Source organism: Neohoeflea coraliihabitans (genome assembly GCF_019334345.1).
GTDB classification, from domain to species: domain Bacteria; phylum Pseudomonadota; class Alphaproteobacteria; order Rhizobiales; family Rhizobiaceae; genus Pseudohoeflea; species Pseudohoeflea coraliihabitans.
Genome location: NZ_JAHWQX010000001.1, coordinates 146,759 through 161,598 on the forward strand (window position 1 = coordinate 146,759; position 14,840 = coordinate 161,598).

Annotated in this window: 12 protein-coding genes; 5 read left to right on the top strand and 7 right to left on the bottom strand. The window is 63.7% G+C overall.

Features of this window, described 5'->3' with window-relative positions; all coding sequences use genetic code 11:
- Window positions 1-43 precede the first annotated feature (43 nt).
- Both KY465_RS00775 and KY465_RS00780 read right to left on the bottom strand, forming a co-directional pair.
- Entirely contained in the window at window positions 44-889 is an 846-nt protein-coding gene (locus KY465_RS00775) for an enoyl-CoA hydratase/isomerase family protein (protein WP_219157416.1), read from the bottom strand.
- Window positions 886-2,535 (bottom strand): class I adenylate-forming enzyme family protein, encoded by a 1,650-nt coding sequence (locus KY465_RS00780; RefSeq protein WP_219157419.1) that lies wholly within the window; start codon window positions 2,533-2,535, stop codon window positions 886-888. Before KY465_RS00780 ends, KY465_RS00775 begins: the two co-directional genes overlap by 4 nt.
- A gap of 289 nt (window positions 2,536-2,824) precedes the next feature.
- Between KY465_RS00780 and KY465_RS00785 the strand changes: the two genes are divergently transcribed.
- On the top strand, window positions 2,825-4,204 hold the full coding sequence (locus KY465_RS00785; protein WP_219157422.1) for an aminotransferase-like domain-containing protein: 1,380 nt from the start codon (window positions 2,825-2,827) through the stop codon (window positions 4,202-4,204).
- Here the strand turns inward: KY465_RS00785 and KY465_RS00790 are convergent.
- The 5 genes from KY465_RS00790 to KY465_RS00810 all read right to left on the bottom strand — a co-directional run bounded on the left by KY465_RS00790 (window position 4,201) and on the right by KY465_RS00810 (window position 10,216).
- Window positions 4,201-5,412, bottom strand: coding sequence for an acetyl-CoA acetyltransferase (locus KY465_RS00790; RefSeq protein ID WP_219157425.1), 1,212 nt, complete (start codon window positions 5,410-5,412; stop codon window positions 4,201-4,203). The genes KY465_RS00785 and KY465_RS00790 overlap by 4 nt on opposite strands.
- 1 nt (window position 5,413) lies before the next feature.
- On the bottom strand, window positions 5,414-6,865 hold the full coding sequence (locus tag KY465_RS00795; RefSeq protein ID WP_219157429.1) for an OB-fold domain-containing protein: 1,452 nt from the start codon (window positions 6,863-6,865) through the stop codon (window positions 5,414-5,416).
- 81 nt (window positions 6,866-6,946) lie between these two features.
- Window positions 6,947-8,569, bottom strand: coding sequence for a rhodanese-like domain-containing protein (locus KY465_RS00800; RefSeq protein ID WP_219157432.1), 1,623 nt, complete (start codon window positions 8,567-8,569; stop codon window positions 6,947-6,949).
- 10 nt (window positions 8,570-8,579) lie between these two features.
- Entirely contained in the window at window positions 8,580-9,059 is a 480-nt protein-coding gene (locus KY465_RS00805) for an FAS1-like dehydratase domain-containing protein (protein ID WP_219157435.1), read from the bottom strand.
- Entirely contained in the window at window positions 9,059-10,216 is a 1,158-nt protein-coding gene (locus KY465_RS00810; RefSeq protein WP_219157438.1) for an acyl-CoA dehydrogenase family protein, read from the bottom strand. Before KY465_RS00810 ends, KY465_RS00805 begins: the two co-directional genes overlap by 1 nt.
- A 173-nt stretch (window positions 10,217-10,389) precedes the next feature.
- Here KY465_RS00810 and KY465_RS00815 point away from each other — a divergent pair, with 173 nt between their 5' ends.
- From KY465_RS00815 to KY465_RS00830, 4 genes are read left to right on the top strand one after another with little or no spacing between them, the layout of a single operon-like run.
- On the top strand, window positions 10,390-10,869 hold the full coding sequence (locus KY465_RS00815) for a flavin reductase family protein (protein WP_255561451.1): 480 nt from the start codon (window positions 10,390-10,392) through the stop codon (window positions 10,867-10,869).
- A gap of 46 nt (window positions 10,870-10,915) precedes the next feature.
- Window positions 10,916-12,454, top strand: a complete 1,539-nt coding sequence (locus tag KY465_RS00820) for an acyl-CoA carboxylase subunit beta (RefSeq protein ID WP_219157444.1) — start codon at window positions 10,916-10,918, stop codon at window positions 12,452-12,454.
- Window positions 12,451-14,094 (top strand): FAD-dependent oxidoreductase, encoded by a 1,644-nt coding sequence (locus KY465_RS00825; RefSeq protein WP_219157447.1) that lies wholly within the window; start codon window positions 12,451-12,453, stop codon window positions 14,092-14,094. Before KY465_RS00820 ends, KY465_RS00825 begins: the two co-directional genes overlap by 4 nt.
- Window positions 14,091-14,819, top strand: coding sequence for an enoyl-CoA hydratase/isomerase family protein (locus KY465_RS00830; protein WP_219157450.1), 729 nt, complete (start codon window positions 14,091-14,093; stop codon window positions 14,817-14,819). The genes KY465_RS00825 and KY465_RS00830 overlap by 4 nt, the downstream gene beginning before the upstream one ends.
- Window positions 14,820-14,840 lie beyond the last annotated feature (21 nt).

Sequence of the window (14,840 nt, forward strand, 5' to 3'; positions counted from 1 at the left end):
GCTAGCGCGAATGGTTTGGCGGCGCGAGCCAAGTGTCCGACATTTAGAGATTGGCAAAATTCGCGCGGCGCTTTTGCAGAAAAGCATCCGATCCCTCGCGAAAGGCAGGCCCGACGATGCTCAGCGCCTGTTGCGCGATTTCGCAGTCAAACGCGGCCTGCATTGCAAGCGCCTCGCTCTTGCTGAATTGGGCCTTGATCAGACCCAGAGTCGCGGCCGGTAGGGCGAGGAACTCGCTGCCGATTTCCACGGCCCGCTCCGCCACTTGACCATCCTCGGCCAGCTCATCGGCGAGTCCATACGCCATCGCCGCTGCACCACCGACAGCTTCGCCGCGCATCAGCAGACGCTGCGCCCGCGCCGCGCCCACCCGGCGAGGCAGGAAGTGGCTGACTCCGAAGTCGGGGCCGAGTCCAACTTTGACGAAAGGAAACCCTATTCTCGCGCCGGCGCCCATGAGGATGACATCGGCGGCCAGAGCGAGCCCGGCGCCCGCGCCCATTGCATAGCCTTCAACGGCAGCAACGACCGGCTTGCCGCAGGTGGCGATGGCCCGCACGACGGCGTGCCCGGCAGCGATACGCTGGCGCATTTCGCCCGCCTCCACACCCGACAGGGAGGCAAGGTCACCGCCAGCGCAGAAGTGACCATTGCTTCCAGACAGAATGATCACCCGCACATCGGCGTCGCGCCCCGCCTCATGCAACGCAGCGAGCAGGGCTTCGCGCAGATCCGGGCTCAGCGCATTGCGCTTTGCCGGTTGGTTGAGGACAATGCGTCGCAGACGCGGCCGCGGCTCATCGCACATCACCAGTCCGGCCTCTGCCGTGGCCGCTTCGCCAGTCTGCGTGTCCGGCCCTTCTGCCAGATCCGTGCGAGGAGCACTCATGATCCCGCACGCGCCGCCGCAACCGGCGGAACGTCTACGCCCAGGCGGACCAGGGCGTCCTCCTTCAGCTTGAATTTCTGGATCTTGCCGGTCCCCGAGGTCATGGGCAATTCATCCACCAGGAACAGGTGATGAGGCAGCTTGTAGCTCGCCAACTGCCCGCGCAGACGGTCGAGCAGCGCAGCACTGTCCACCTCGCAGCCCTCCTTGAGCACCACATAGGCGATACCGATGTCATTCTCTCCCGGCCACGGAATGCCGACCACGGCGCTGATCGCCACTTCCGGGTGGCTGTTGATGGCGTATTCAATTTCCGCCGGCGAGACATTGAAGCCGCGCGACTTGTAGCCGTCGCCCAGCCGGCCGATGTAGACCAGTCGTCCATCCGCGCGCATGTGGCCAACATCACCGGTGCGCAGCCAGCCGTCCTTGGTCAGCGCGCGCGCCGTCTCCTCAGGTTTCTTGTAGTAGCCGAGCATGTTGCAATAGCCCCGCGCCCAGATCTCTCCCGGCTGATCAACAGGCATCTCCCGTCGGCTCTCGGGATCGATGATCCGCACCTCGATGTCCGGCAGCGGCTTGCCTTGTGTGGTATGCCGCACATCGCGCGGATCATCCCAGCGATTGCGCGTCAGAACCGTCGTCGTCTCGGTCATGCCATAGCCGGTCATCATGCCGGGTATGCCGAGCCCGTCACTGACCGCGTTGAGAACATCCGGATCGACGCTCAGCACGTAGCCGACGCGCAGCGACGATCGATCGTGGCGATCAAACGCAGCGTCATCCAGCAGAGCCCGCACTATGGGCGGCAGCAGATGGATCACCGTCACCTTTTCGCGCTCGATCGCCGCCAGACAAGCCGCCGCATCGAATTGCTCGCCGAGTACGACCTTGCCGCCCCGGACCCAGATCGGTAGCGCCCCGTTCATCGTCGCCATCGACCCGAACAGCGGGATCGCCATGTACAGGCAGTCGTTTTCGGTAAAGTCGACCGGCGTGCCGATATCCCACGCTTTGCGCCATACCTGGTGGCTGATCAGAGCGCCTTTCGGCAAGGCCGTCGTGCCGGACGAATAGCCGATGATGCCGGGCGTTTCGACATCCTCGACCATAGCCGGCGCTTCGTGCCGTTCGGTCGGCGGCCGAGACCAGTCGGTGGCGCCGCGATAGTCTTCTGGTACCGTGTCAAGCGCGATGACCCAGCGCAGTTCCGGCAGCCGCTCGCTCTGCAGCGTCCCGGCTGTTCCGCTGCGCAGAGCCGGTGCCAGTTCCGACAATTCGCCGAGAAAATCGCGGAACGCCCCGGCGCCGGGCACGATTACCGCCTTGCTGTCCGATTGCGCCAGCTGATAGGCAATTTCATCGCGCTTCAGCCGGGTGTTGATCATCACCACGACCAGCCCCATCTGCGCCGCGCCCAGCCAGGCCCAGAGAAATTCCGGCCGGTTCGGCAACAGGATCGAAACATGGTCGCCTTGCCGCAACCCCAGTGCCGCAAGGCGCGCCGAATAGGCATCGGCCTCCCGCTTCATGTGCCGATACGAATACCGCGTGTCGCGAAACACCAGGGCGTCCCGATGCGCATATTTCGTTGCCAGCTCGGCGATGCTCTCGCCATAGGTTTTGCCTAGAAACGGATTGGACATATGTCCGTCGACCTCCTGTCGCGACCACGGGTTCCGCAACCGGAGGCTACCGCCAGGCGTGTTGCGCGGCTGGCGCCTTGGCCCTCACCCTGATATTGTACCAATTGCACCCAGCGACTCTGATGGTGTGCGGAGAATGACAATGGCCTAAACTCCCGCCTCACAGCACGCCGTGGGAGAAAACCGACACAATTTTGAGAATGCCTCATAATGTTACCCTATTATACCCACTCAATTAACACAATTAGCAGCGGCGAAAAAGCGCCCAATAATCCCGGAGGCTTCACAAATGTGGGTTCCTGATCTCTCCCGCCTTGATGGCCCGCGTTATCTCGCTTTAGCGCGCGCAATCAACGAGGCGATCGATAGCGGTGCGCTGCCGCCCGGTGCGCAATTGCCGCCGCAACGCAACCTGGCGCGTGAACTGAATGTCACGGTCGGCACCGTCGGCCGCGCCTACAAGATTGTCCGCGAGCGCCGCCTGGTCAGCGGCGAGGTTGGCCGCGGCACCTTCGTGCGCGGTAATTCCGAAGGCGACGGCCAGCCGAGCTATCTGCCGTCTCTGCAGCCGGGAACAATCGATTTTGCGCTGTTCGCTGCCAACGCCCAGGGGCTGTCCGGTGCACTGTCGACAGCCTTGCAGGAGGTGGCCAACTGCACCGCCCTGATGCCGATGAATCGCTACCCGCCAGCCGCCGGTTTCCCGACCCATTGCGCCGCCGGCGCCACTTGGATCAGCCGCTCCGGCTTTGACGCCTCGGCCGACCGGGTTCTGATCTGCAACGGCACCCAGCAAGGACTGATGGCGGTGCTACTGGCACTTCTCGACGGCGATGATGACGAGGTCCTGTGTGAGAAGATCACCTATTCGGGGATGAAGGCGCTCAGCGTTGTCCTGCGCAAGAAACTGCGCGGCATTGAGGTTGATGAATCCGGACTCGTTCCGGAAGCTTTGGAACGCGCAATTGCCGACAGTCCGTCACGGCTTCTCTACCTGCAACCGACGGTGCACAACCCGACCGGTGCCAGCATGCCCCCGGCGCGTCGCCGGCGGATCGCGGACCTGGCGATCAGGTATGACCTGACCGTTATCGAGGATGATTCTTGCGTTGGCGGTCTGACCAAGCGTCCGGCGCCGATCGCCACATTGGCGCCGTCCCACACTATTTACATGACCGGCTTGTCAAAGAGCGTCAGCCCGGCGGTGCGCGCCGCCTATATCGCCTGCCCCGGTCAGTTTTACGATCGTATCGTCAATACCATGCATGCCATGACCCTCGCCAATTCGCCGCTAGTCGGCGAGGTCGCGGCGAGCCTGATCAATTCCGGCGCCGCCGACAAGCTGGCCACCCTGCATTTCGAAAAGCTCGAGCACGCGCATGCCATCGCTCGCAAGGCGCTCGGCGACGTGCCGCATCGCAGCAATCCGGCGGCTTCCTTCATATGGATTGAATTGCCCTCGCACTGGACATCGCGTGAGTTCTGCGATGCCGCAAGGCAGATCGGAATCTCCGTCGTACCGTCGGAAAACCATACGGCCAGCGGCACACCACCCCAGGCGATCCGCATCGCGATCAATCATCTGCGGCGGCCCGAACTCGTCAATGACGGCATCGATAAGCTCAAGCGCCTGTTCAGCCAGCGTTTGTCGCCGTCCCTGACGGTCTAATATCCGGGACCCAAGAGGTGGCCGACGATGGCCACCGAACAGACATTCTGATGCGGGGCGCCGCCGAGATTGTGCGTGAGCCCGAGCGACGGGTCTTTGACCTGGCGTGCGCCGGCCCGGCCATGCAATTGCAGATACATCTCATAGATCATCCGTAGTCCGGACGCGCCGATCGGATGACCGAAGCATTTGAGCCCCCCATCGATCTGGCACGGCAGGCCGCCATCCGCGTCGTAAAAGCCGTCGAGCACGTCGCGCCAAGCCTTGCCTTCTTCCGACAGAAACAAATCCTCCATGGTCACCAGTTCGGTAATCGAGAAACAGTCATGCACCTCGGCGAGACTGATTTGCCGGCGCGGATCGCTGACGCCAGCCTCCTCATAGGCGCGGCGGCTGGCGATGCGTGCCGTATGAAAATGGCTGCCGTCCCAATCGCTGAACCCCGATTCCGTGCCGTTGGACACCGAAAGCTGCATCGCCTTGATCGACACCAGATCGGTTTTGCCCAGGCTTTTGGCAATTTCCGGTGTCGTTACGATGGCGCAGGCGGCCCCGTCACTGACGCCGCAACAATCAAATACGCCAAGCGGCTCGGCGATCATGTTGGCATTGATGACCCGCTCCTCTGTGATCCGGTTGCGCAAGTGCGCCTTCTCGTTCAAGGCGCCATTCTCATGGCTCTTCACTGACACATGCGCCATGGCGCGTTTAAGCTCATCCGTGTCGATGCCATGTTTGACGCGATAGGCCGACGCCAGTTGCGCAAAGGCGCCGGGAGCTGAATAATTCGCCCACCACATCATGTTGAGAACGCCGCGGCTGGCCTCAGGCAGGCCGCCATAGCCGGTGTCCTTCAGTTTCTCGACGCCCAGCGCCAGGGCGATGTCGCAGGCGCCGGAGGCCACCGCATAGGCCGCCCCGCGCAACGCTTCCGAGCCGCTGGCGCAGAAATTCTCGACCCGCGTGACCGGAATGTTCGGCAGCCGCAATGCAAATGACAGCGGCAACCCGCCCTTGCCCGAATGCAGTTCCTCCTTGGCGGTCGCCAGCCAGGCCGCATCGATCTGCGCCGTCGCGATACCGGCATCGGCGATGCATTCGCTGTAGGCCTCGACCATCAGGTCTTCGGCGTCGCAATCCCAGCGTTCGCCGAACTTCGAACAGCCCATGCCGAGGATGACGACCTTGTCCTTGATCCCGCGCGCCATGCTACTGCTCCTTGCCCTGCGAACCGCCATCGGGGACCGCTTTCCAGAAATACCGCCGGAAATTGCGCTTCCGGTCATGCTCCTTGACCCGGAACGCCATGCGCATCACCGATCCGACATCCACAGCTCCCGCATCCACCTCGGCAAAATTGGCGAACATCCGCCCGCCGCCCTCGAAGGCGATCAGGCCGTAATAGGACGGTGGATCGGGCGTGAACGACAGATGGTCCGCCGACCATGTCAGAACGCGCGCCGGCACATCGGCAAAGGCAAACGGTTTCTGCGTGTCCAGCGCGTTGCACTTCGGATTGACGCAATAGCGGCTGCGCGGCAACTGCCGCGTGCCGCATTTTTCGCATTCGCCGCCGACCAGCCCGAGAATGAGGTCACGCCGCCGGTAAAGCTGCGTCAGCGCCGTCTTGTTGTCGCCCTCCGCCCGCATGCCCAGCTCGCGATCGATCAGACCGGCGAACGACAGATATTTGGCGTAATCGCTGATCGGCCGCCGCTGCGCCAGAGCACCGGTAACACCAAGCCGCGGCTGGCGCGTGCCGATCGCCGCCGTCGTCTCAAGGATCAGCACATCGGTGCCCTGCCCGAACGCAGCCAGCAGGATCTTCTCGCCCGCCCTGGCGCGCGACAATACGGCGGCCAGACGCAGCAGAGGATGCGCAGCGCCTGTGTCGCCGATTGTCTTGTCGAAAGTCTCCGCCAGTGCCGCTTCCTGAAATTCGAGCTGCGCCGCCAGCCTGGCGCCGACCCCTGGAACCGGCGATGGCAGGATCACATGGTCGATATCGCCCGCCGCCATGTCCGCCTGTGCCAGCGCCGCTTCGACAACCGGCGGCACGATTTTCATCACGCCTTCATCGCGAATCCAGCGCTCCTCCCAATAGTAATCCTGGGCGGCATCCGCCGCCCGGAAATGGTCGACAAAGTCGACCGTGCGCGTTTCCGCCGCCCGCAATTCTGCGATGACATCCGTTGCTCCGATGGACAGGGCCGCTGCCCCATCGCCAAAACGGACCTCATGCGGCGCGCCGGCACGCGTCACCCGGTGCTCGCTGGCAACCACCAGCCGCTCGCCGCCCTCGCACCCCGAGCGCAGGGCAGTGATCAGCGCCGTCGTTCCGGCGCGCTGCGCGCCGCCGACATCCATCGATTGCAGGTCCTCATCGAGGTCAAGCGCCGCCGCGACGATGCCGGCATTCTGGCGGTCGGCAAATGGTGCCGTTGTCGATGCGAGTGTGATCCCGGTAAGGCAATTGCGCTCCTGCAGGCAGTCACGCGCCGCCTCGACCGCCAGAGTGATGGCGTCCTCATCCCAGTTGCAGATCGCGCGCTCGCCCGCAATCGTCTTGCCGCGCGCGCCGCCCGGCTGGCCATCGGCGATCTGCTGACGTGTCAGGCGCAGCCGCGGCACATAGGCGCCAAACCCGGTAATTCCGATCATGCCGATCTCCCTGCTCCGCCCGAATACCAATGTAGTTGCATAAATTGATACAATTTACGTGTCAATCTCCGCAAATTTGGGTTACAATTCATGCAGCTTGATTTCCCAGTCGAGATAGTCGCGCATTTCCGCCAGCCCCTTGGAATAGGGCGGTTCGACCACATCGGGCAAGAATGGCGACGGCGCCGGCCCACCGGTTTCCACCGGCAGCCCGGCAGCCGCCCAGCATTTGGCCTGCCCCGAAAGCACGGCAACATTCTGCGCCCCGTTCACCTGCAACTGCCGCGCTGCGAGAAGCGCCTGCTCCTCATCCCGCGCAACGAGACAAATGCTCCGGCGCGCGCTGATATCGGCGGTCTGCAGATAGGTTTCGAGCCATCCGCGCGGCACCCAACTGGCGCCGGCCAGATGCGCCTTGGCATATTCGCGGCTGGTGCGCGTGTCGAGGATCGCAATCTCAGCGGTGTCGCTCTCGAACCTGCCAAGCAGCTCTTCCGGTGTCAGGCGTGCAACGCTGTCACGGAGCTCTTCGAGATCAATGCGGCTTCGTTTTGGGCGGCCGCAGGCCGACGGTCGCGCGTCCCGCGCCCAGGCAGGGTAACCGCCAGCCAGCCAGGCGACATCGGTAAAACCCATGCGCCGCAGCCAGTAACCGCCGAGCGCCGCCTGCCCGCGACCGTCATCGACCAGCACCACCGGGTGCCCCGGAACGGCGAGAAAATCGTCGGTGCGCTGGATCGCCTGTCCGCCGGGCAGAGCGATGGCGCCAGGGATATGCCCGGCGCGATAAGCCTCAAGCGCCCGCATGTCGAGAATGTAAGGCTGTTCCTCGCGGGAGCACAGCAGCACCGCCAGCTGCGCCACATCGACCGGTCTAGCCCCGGCCTCGCGCGCCAGATCTTCAGCCCGCGCGACAATGGTGTGGCCGCCCTGCACCTCGCTCGTCTTTTGTCCGGATACGGCTTCATCAGCGGTTTCAGACAATGACGCCCCGGCTTCGGTGCCATACCCGGCCAGCCGCCAGCCCATGGTGCCGTTTTCCAGCGCCAGCACGTTCTCAAATCCCAACTGCCGCGCCGTCGCCGTCGCAATGATCGAGCGTGTTCGCCCGGCGCAACTGAGAACGAGGCGCGCATGCTGACGCGTCAGATCGTCAAGCAGCGGCGCCAGGTCGAAACCCGGCGTCGAGCGCGCCCGCGGCAGATGGTGATCGACAAATTCCGGCGCCGTTCGCACGTCGCAAATGCCGATCGCCTTGCCGTCGCTGAGCGCTTCGGCGAGCTCTGGGGCCGACAGAGACGGGACCGCATCCTCTTCGAGGACCCGTTCGCCGAATAGCTTGCTCGGCACATTCGAGCCGGTCGCAACGCTGCCACCGGCCGCCACCCATGCTGAAAACCCGCCTTCGAGCACGCTGACATTCACATAGCCGCAGTCAATCAGGGTCTGCCGCGCCAGCTCTGCCCTGAGGTCCGCGCCGAAAACCGGGTGCTCGCCGCTGTCATAGATGACGATCTGCAAGGTGCGGCGCGGCACCGTCTCGGCGATGCGAAACTCGATGAGCCGGCGTGGCAGGAACGTGGCGCTGTAAATATGCCCGGCATGCGCCTCGCCCTGCTCGCGAATATCGAGAAGCGCCCAATCGCGCCGCGGCCATTGCCCCTCAGGCGCCGCCAGCAAGGACTGCAGTCGCTCAGCTTTCATGCCGGCCGGCTCACTGCTGCGCCATCTTGTGATCGAGACCGCGATACACTGCAACACGGCGATGCGTGAATACCGCTTCGCCGCTATCCGCATCGTTGCCGCGGTTCTCCTGGACGATCAGTTGCATCGAGCCGGACCGTCCCTTCTTCTCGATGACCTCCACAAAGTGGATCTGGCAAGCAATGACATCGCCGGCAACGATCGGCCGGGTATAGCGAAACGATTGCTCACCGGCGAGAATGCGCTTGCGGTCGATCGACGTCCACCACGCCGGCTCTTCCGGCGGCAAAAAGCTGACCGGAAAGGTGGGCGGCGCCACCACATCGGCGTGACCGTGCTGTTGCGCGAAGGCCGCATCGCTGAACAACGGATTGGAGTCCCCGATGGCACGCGCGAATTTGACGATCGCGCCACGTTCTACAGTCACCAGGAAGGGAGCGCTGGCACTGCCGATCAACGACCGGTCGATGGGGTTTGGATCTTCGCGCATCAATCCCGTTTCCACTGGCTGATGCGGCGCTCGAGCAGCGCCGCGGCGATCATGTTCTTGTGGATCTGCATGCTGCCGCCGTAGATCGAGCCACCACGCACCTCCGCATAGCGGTGCGCCAGCGGATATTCCTTGGTGTAGCCATTGGCGCCGAGGATCTGGATGGCATCATCACAGATTTCCTTGGCTGCCTTGGCAGTAAACACCTTGGCAATCGACGTCTCCGTCGGGTTCGGCAATCCCGTCGCCCCGGCATTGCCCGCGGCGCGATAGCAGAGCATCTTGGCCGCATCGAGCTTGACGCGCATATCCGCCAGCATCCACTGGATTCCCTGAAAATCGCTGATCTCGCGGTTGAACTGCTTGCGCTGCTTGGAATAACCCAGCGCATAATCGAATGCGGCTTCCGCCGAACCGATCATCCGCGCAATGCTGCCCAGCCGCTCGGCATTGTAGACGCTGATCAGTTTGCCGAAGGCGCCACCGTCGATCAGCACATTTTCAACCGGCACGCGGCAATCGTCGAAATAGAGCTCGAACAGCAATTCATCCGCCATGTTCAGCGTGCCCGAGGAATGGCTGAAGCCGGGTGCGTCATGCGGCACGATGACGGCGCCAATATCCGCGCCGCGGCCGGTCGTGCCGAAGCGGCAGTAGACCAGCGTGTATTGGTTGTAATTGACAAATGAGACGAACTGCTTGCGGCCATTGAGCACAACCTCGTCGCCCTCGACCACCGCCCGCGTCGTCATCGCCGTCGCCGCCGATCCCGCTTCCGGTTCGGTGATGCCGATCGAGATGCCGATCTCGCCAGCGCAGGACGGGCGCACGAATCGTTCTCGCTGATCGTCGGTGCCGTATTCCGCAATCGCCCCGACAGCACCGGTCGAACTACGATGCGCGATGCCGCCAAGGATCGGCGCGACGATCTGCAAGGCCTGGGTGACCAGCAAGGTGTCGAGCAGCGGCAGGCCGAGACCGCCATAGGCTTCCGGCAGATTGAGCCCTAAAAGCCCCTGTTCGGCCATCAGGCCGCGCAAATGCGCCAGCTTCTCGACCGACATCGTCTCTTCAACACGCGGCAGGAGCTTTTTTTCGCCGACCTCACGCGCGGCTGCAACCAGCTCCTGCTGTCGTTCGGTGAACTGGAAATCCATGCGGCGCGATCCTCCCTGCAGCCCGTCCTGCGCCACATTGATGCCAATTTTTGGTTGAATTGCAACTCTTATTGTGTCAATAAATATTATATCAATGCCAAACGCCGGCGCACGGCGATCCGGTGGGGAGGAACGGCGCGATCATGGTGGATCCAGACGATTTCAGGTTCGGAATGCGGCACTTGGCGGCCGCCGTGAATATCGTTTCGAGCCTTAACGGTGACAAACCATGCGGCCTGCTCGCCACGGCGGTCTGCTCGGTCAGTGCCGAGCCTCCGATGCTTCTTGCCTGTATCAACAGGAATGCCAATTCGTTCGCGGCTATCAACGATTCCGGACATTTCTGCATCAATGTTCTGCGCGGCGGCCAATATGATCTCGCCCAGCAATTCATGAAGCAGAACGGCCATCGCCGTTTTGAGGGACTTGATTGGCGCACCCTCTCGACTGGCGCGCCTTCGATCAATAATGCGCTTGTGAATTTCGACTGTGAAGTGGTCAATACCATCGAAGCCGGCTCGCACATGGTCTTCATCGGCCGTGTCGTCGCGGTGAAATGCCACGGCGAAGGCGATCCCCTTCTTTACTTCAATGGCGGCTATGCGGCTGTGCGCGATCTGCCGTCGGACATCGTGCCGATGGGCGCCGGCTGAACCCTCTACCGCATGCCCTCCCCCAGTCTCGCGCAGCAGGCCGCATATGGACAACGACAAGATCAATGATCTCGAACAACGCCGCAACGCCGCGCGCGCCATGGGTTCACAAGCTGCGCGGCAGCGGCTGGCGGAGGCCGGCAAGCTCGATGCGCGCGCCCGCCTCGACATTCTCCTCGATCCCGGCACCTTCACCGAACTCGGCCTGCTCGGTCGCAGCCAGCGCGAGGAGCTGCGCGAACGCACCCCCGCCGATGGCCTGATCGCCGGCAGCGGTGAAATTGATGGCCGCAAGGTCTATGTCACATCCGAGGATGCCAGCGTTCTGGGCGGCACGCGCGGACGGGTTGCCGAGGCAAAGACCGCCCGGCTGCGCGAACTCGCCTTGCGCCACAAGCGACCTTTCATCGCCTTGATGGAAGCCGGTGCCGGCCGCTTTCAGGAAAACAATGGGGCCTTCGCCGCCGGTATCGGCCAGCGCTTTCGCGAGCATTTCCTGCTCTCGGGCAAGGTACCGCAGATTGCCGCGATCCTCGGCGGATGTTTCGGCGGCCCCTCATTCACCGCCGCGCAATCGGACTTCGTCACCATCGCCGCCGGCAACGGTTTCATGGGCATGTCCGGACCCAAGGTGGTCAAGGTCGGCATCGGCCAGACGGTGACCCCCGAGGAGATCGGCGGCGCCACGATGTCGGCGGAAGTCACCGGCCAGGCGCATCATGTCGGCCAGGACGACCGCGAATGCCTGCGCGCCATCCGCCAGTTCCTCTCGTTTCTGCCTGACAATTGCGACGCGCCGCCGCCCCGCTTCGCCCCCGAGGCGGCGCCGGTCGAGACCGAGGCGGGCCAGCGCGAAATCAGCGCGCTGGTGTCGGAGAACGGACGCCGCGCCTATCCGATGCGGCGCCTGGTTGACCTGATCTGCGATAGTGGCACGGCCTTTCCATTTGCAGAAACTTATGGGCCGAATATTCTCACCGTGCTGGCGCGAATTGAAGGCCGCTGCGTCGGCATCATCGCCAACAACCCGATGAAATGGGCCGGTGCGCTCGATGACAAGGCCGCCAACAAGGCGCGCCGCTTCGTCGATCTGTGCAACGCCTTCCATATTCCGTTGGTCTTTCTCACCGATTGTCCCGGTTTCATCGTCGGTCCCGACATCGAGCGCCAGCGCATGGTCTCGCTTGCCAGCCGTCTGCTCAACAGCGTCATCGCCGCTGACGTACCGATCGTCACCATCGTAATCCGCAAGGCCATAGGCCTCGCCTATCTCGCTTTGGGCGGAAAGGCGATGCAGCCTGACACCATCGTCGGCTGGCCGACCGCGCAGTTCGACGTGATGGGCACGGCCGCCGGCGTCGAACTGGTGCATGGCAAGGCCATCGCCGCCGCTGAAGACCCCGCCGCCCTGCGCCGCTCTTTGCTTGAGCAGGCCGAAAGCGAAGCGGAAGGCTATCGCGCCGCCGAAGCCGGACTGATCGATGACATCATCCAGCCGGCCGAGACGCGCCGGGTGATTTGCGACACGCTTGACCGCGCCTGTCCGGCGCAGCGCTTCGGCTTCAAGCAGAGAATCGACCCGTGACCGCTCTCGATCAGGCCGATGAGGTCGGCTTGTTCGACCGCGAGGTCGATGTCATCGTCGTTGGCTATGGCGCCGCCGGCGCTGTCGCCGCTGCTGAAGCCGCCAGTACCGGGGCCCACACTCTGCTTTTGGAAAAGATGCCGTTCCCCGGCGGCTTGTCGATCGCCTCAGCTGGCGGCATTCGTATTGCAACCGACGCCGATGCCGCCTTTGCCTATCTACAGGCAACCTGCGGCGGCCGCACCCCCGACGATCTGTTGCGCGTGCTGGCCGACGGCATGACAACAATCGCCGGTCACCTCCAGCAACTGGCAGAAAAGAGCGGCGCCACGGCATCCGTCTCGCCGGCCCTCGGCAATTACCCGCTTCCTGGCTTTGAGAGCCTTGGCTATTGCGAGATCACGCATGTCCCATCGCTCGAGGGAGCCGAGGCCTATCACGCGATGAGCCCGGTCAAGAACGGCGTCCGCCTGTTCAAGGTGCTTGAGGACGATGTCATCCGCTCCGGTGCCGAGGTGCAACTTGAGGCGCCGGTCGAGCGCCTGCTGCGTGACCGAAACGGCCGTGTCATCGGCGTTCGCGCCCTCATCGCGGGGCGGCAAACCGCCATTCGGGCCACCGCCGGCGTCATACTGACCTGCGGCGGCTTTGAGGCCGACCGCGCCATGCAGCGGCAATTTCTGCAGGCTGATCCAGTGATGCCCGGCGCGTTTCTCGGCAATACCGGCGATGGCATTCGCATGGCCCAGGCGGTGGGCGCCGATTTGTGGCACATGTGGCACTATCACGGCCCCTACGGTCTGCATCACAGCGATCCGGATTATCCGTTCGGGCTGTTTCTCAAAGCGGTGCCGATGTGGACCCCGGGACATACGGACAGTCTCTCGACGCTCGGTGTCGAGGCACCTGCGTCCGGCAGATCCGCTGCAGCCGAGAGCAAGAAACTGCCACGCCTGGCCTGGATCGTCGTCGACCAGAAGGGTCGGCGCTTCATGAACGAGTACCCGCCCTATCCCGGTGACGCCGGCGTCCGCCCCTTCGACCACTACGATTTTGAACAGCAGGGTTTTCCGCGCAATCCGGCCTTCATGATCTTCGATGAGGCGGGGCGGAAAATGTACCCCCTGGGGCGTGCTGTGCACAACGACTGCCACCCGCGCTACCAATGGAGTGCCGACAACCTGCAGGAAGTCGAGAACGGCATATTCGAACCCGCCGGATCCCTCGATGAACTGGCCAGGAAGATGGCGGTGCCGGCCGATGAGCTGCGCCAGACCGTGGCGCGCTGGAATGACGCCGTTTCCGCCGGGATTGACGCCGATCACGGACGCCTGCCCTCAACCATGATGCCGATTGCCGAACCGCCCTATTATTTCGGCCGCGTCGGCCCGATCGTCATCAACACCCAGGGCGGCCCGGTGCATGACGTGCATCAGCGGGTGCTCGATCCCTTTGGCGACTCCATCCCCGGCCTTTACGCCGCCGGGGAACTGGGCAGCCTCTTTGGTCATCTCTACATGAGCGGCGGCAACCTTGCCGAATGTCTTATCGGCGGACGGACCGCCGCCCGCCACTGTCTTGCTCAGCCGGAAATGAATGCCGGAACGACCGATCTGCAACCGGCGAAGGCAATCTCATGACAGCGACCCTGTACCAGTCGGACGGAGCCATCCGCCGCGTGACCCTGAACCGGCCGGACAAGCTCAATGCCCTGACCATCGCCATGCTCACCGAGCTCAAGGACGCAATCGACACAGCCAATGCCGACCCGCAGGCGCGGGCCATTGTGCTGACCGGTGCCGGTCGCGCCTTCTGTGCCGGCGCCGACCGCACGGCGCTTGCGACGCTGCGCGATGAGGCACACATCCGCGGCCATGCAATGGCCATGCACGACGCTTTCCTGAGCATCCGCAAGTCGCGTCTGCCCGTCGTCGCCGGCGTCCAGGGCTATGCCCTCGGTGCCGGCTGCGGGCTGGTCACGGTCGCCCATCTCGCTGTTGCCGCCGAAGACGCAGTCTTCGGTTATCCGGAAATTGGCCAAGGCATCATGCCCGCGCTCGTCGCTCCCGGTCTGGTCGATCGGGTCGGGACGCGCCGGGCCTACGGGCTGCTGGCGACGGCGCGGCGGCTCGACGCGGCGGCTGCCTTTGCTATGGGCCTTGTCGCCGACACGACGAGCAAAGATGCGGATGCCGCGGCAAGCGAATTGGCGCAGCGTCTGGCCAAGGACCCGGAGCATCTGCTCGCCGACATTGCCCGGCTGACGACGCGCTGCGTTGAGGTCGATTTCGAGATCGCCATGAGCGAAGCGGCCGAGCAGAACATTCGAGCCCGCCTCGCACGCCTGAACGCCAGCCAGGCGTGACGGCTTTGGCCTGCCAACAAG

Excerpts from the sequence above, each read along its gene's own strand:
- KY465_RS00775 (WP_219157416.1), bottom strand. The coding sequence starts at position 889 with ATGAGTGCTCCTCGCACGGATCTGGCAGAAGGGCCGGACACGCAGACT.
- KY465_RS00780 (WP_219157419.1), bottom strand. The coding sequence starts at position 2,535 with ATGTCCAATCCGTTTCTAGGCAAAACCTATGGCGAGAGCATCGCCGAG.
- KY465_RS00785 (WP_219157422.1), top strand. The coding sequence starts at position 2,825 with ATGTGGGTTCCTGATCTCTCCCGCCTTGATGGCCCGCGTTATCTCGCT.
- KY465_RS00790 (WP_219157425.1), bottom strand. The coding sequence starts at position 5,412 with ATGGCGCGCGGGATCAAGGACAAGGTCGTCATCCTCGGCATGGGCTGT.
- KY465_RS00795 (WP_219157429.1), bottom strand. The coding sequence starts at position 6,865 with ATGATCGGAATTACCGGGTTTGGCGCCTATGTGCCGCGGCTGCGCCTG.
- KY465_RS00800 (WP_219157432.1), bottom strand. The coding sequence starts at position 8,569 with ATGAAAGCTGAGCGACTGCAGTCCTTGCTGGCGGCGCCTGAGGGGCAA.
- KY465_RS00805 (WP_219157435.1), bottom strand. The coding sequence starts at position 9,059 with ATGCGCGAAGATCCAAACCCCATCGACCGGTCGTTGATCGGCAGTGCC.
- KY465_RS00810 (WP_219157438.1), bottom strand. The coding sequence starts at position 10,216 with ATGGATTTCCAGTTCACCGAACGACAGCAGGAGCTGGTTGCAGCCGCG.
- KY465_RS00815 (WP_255561451.1), top strand. The coding sequence starts at position 10,390 with ATGCGGCACTTGGCGGCCGCCGTGAATATCGTTTCGAGCCTTAACGGT.
- KY465_RS00820 (WP_219157444.1), top strand. The coding sequence starts at position 10,916 with ATGGACAACGACAAGATCAATGATCTCGAACAACGCCGCAACGCCGCG.
- KY465_RS00830 (WP_219157450.1), top strand. The coding sequence starts at position 14,091 with ATGACAGCGACCCTGTACCAGTCGGACGGAGCCATCCGCCGCGTGACC.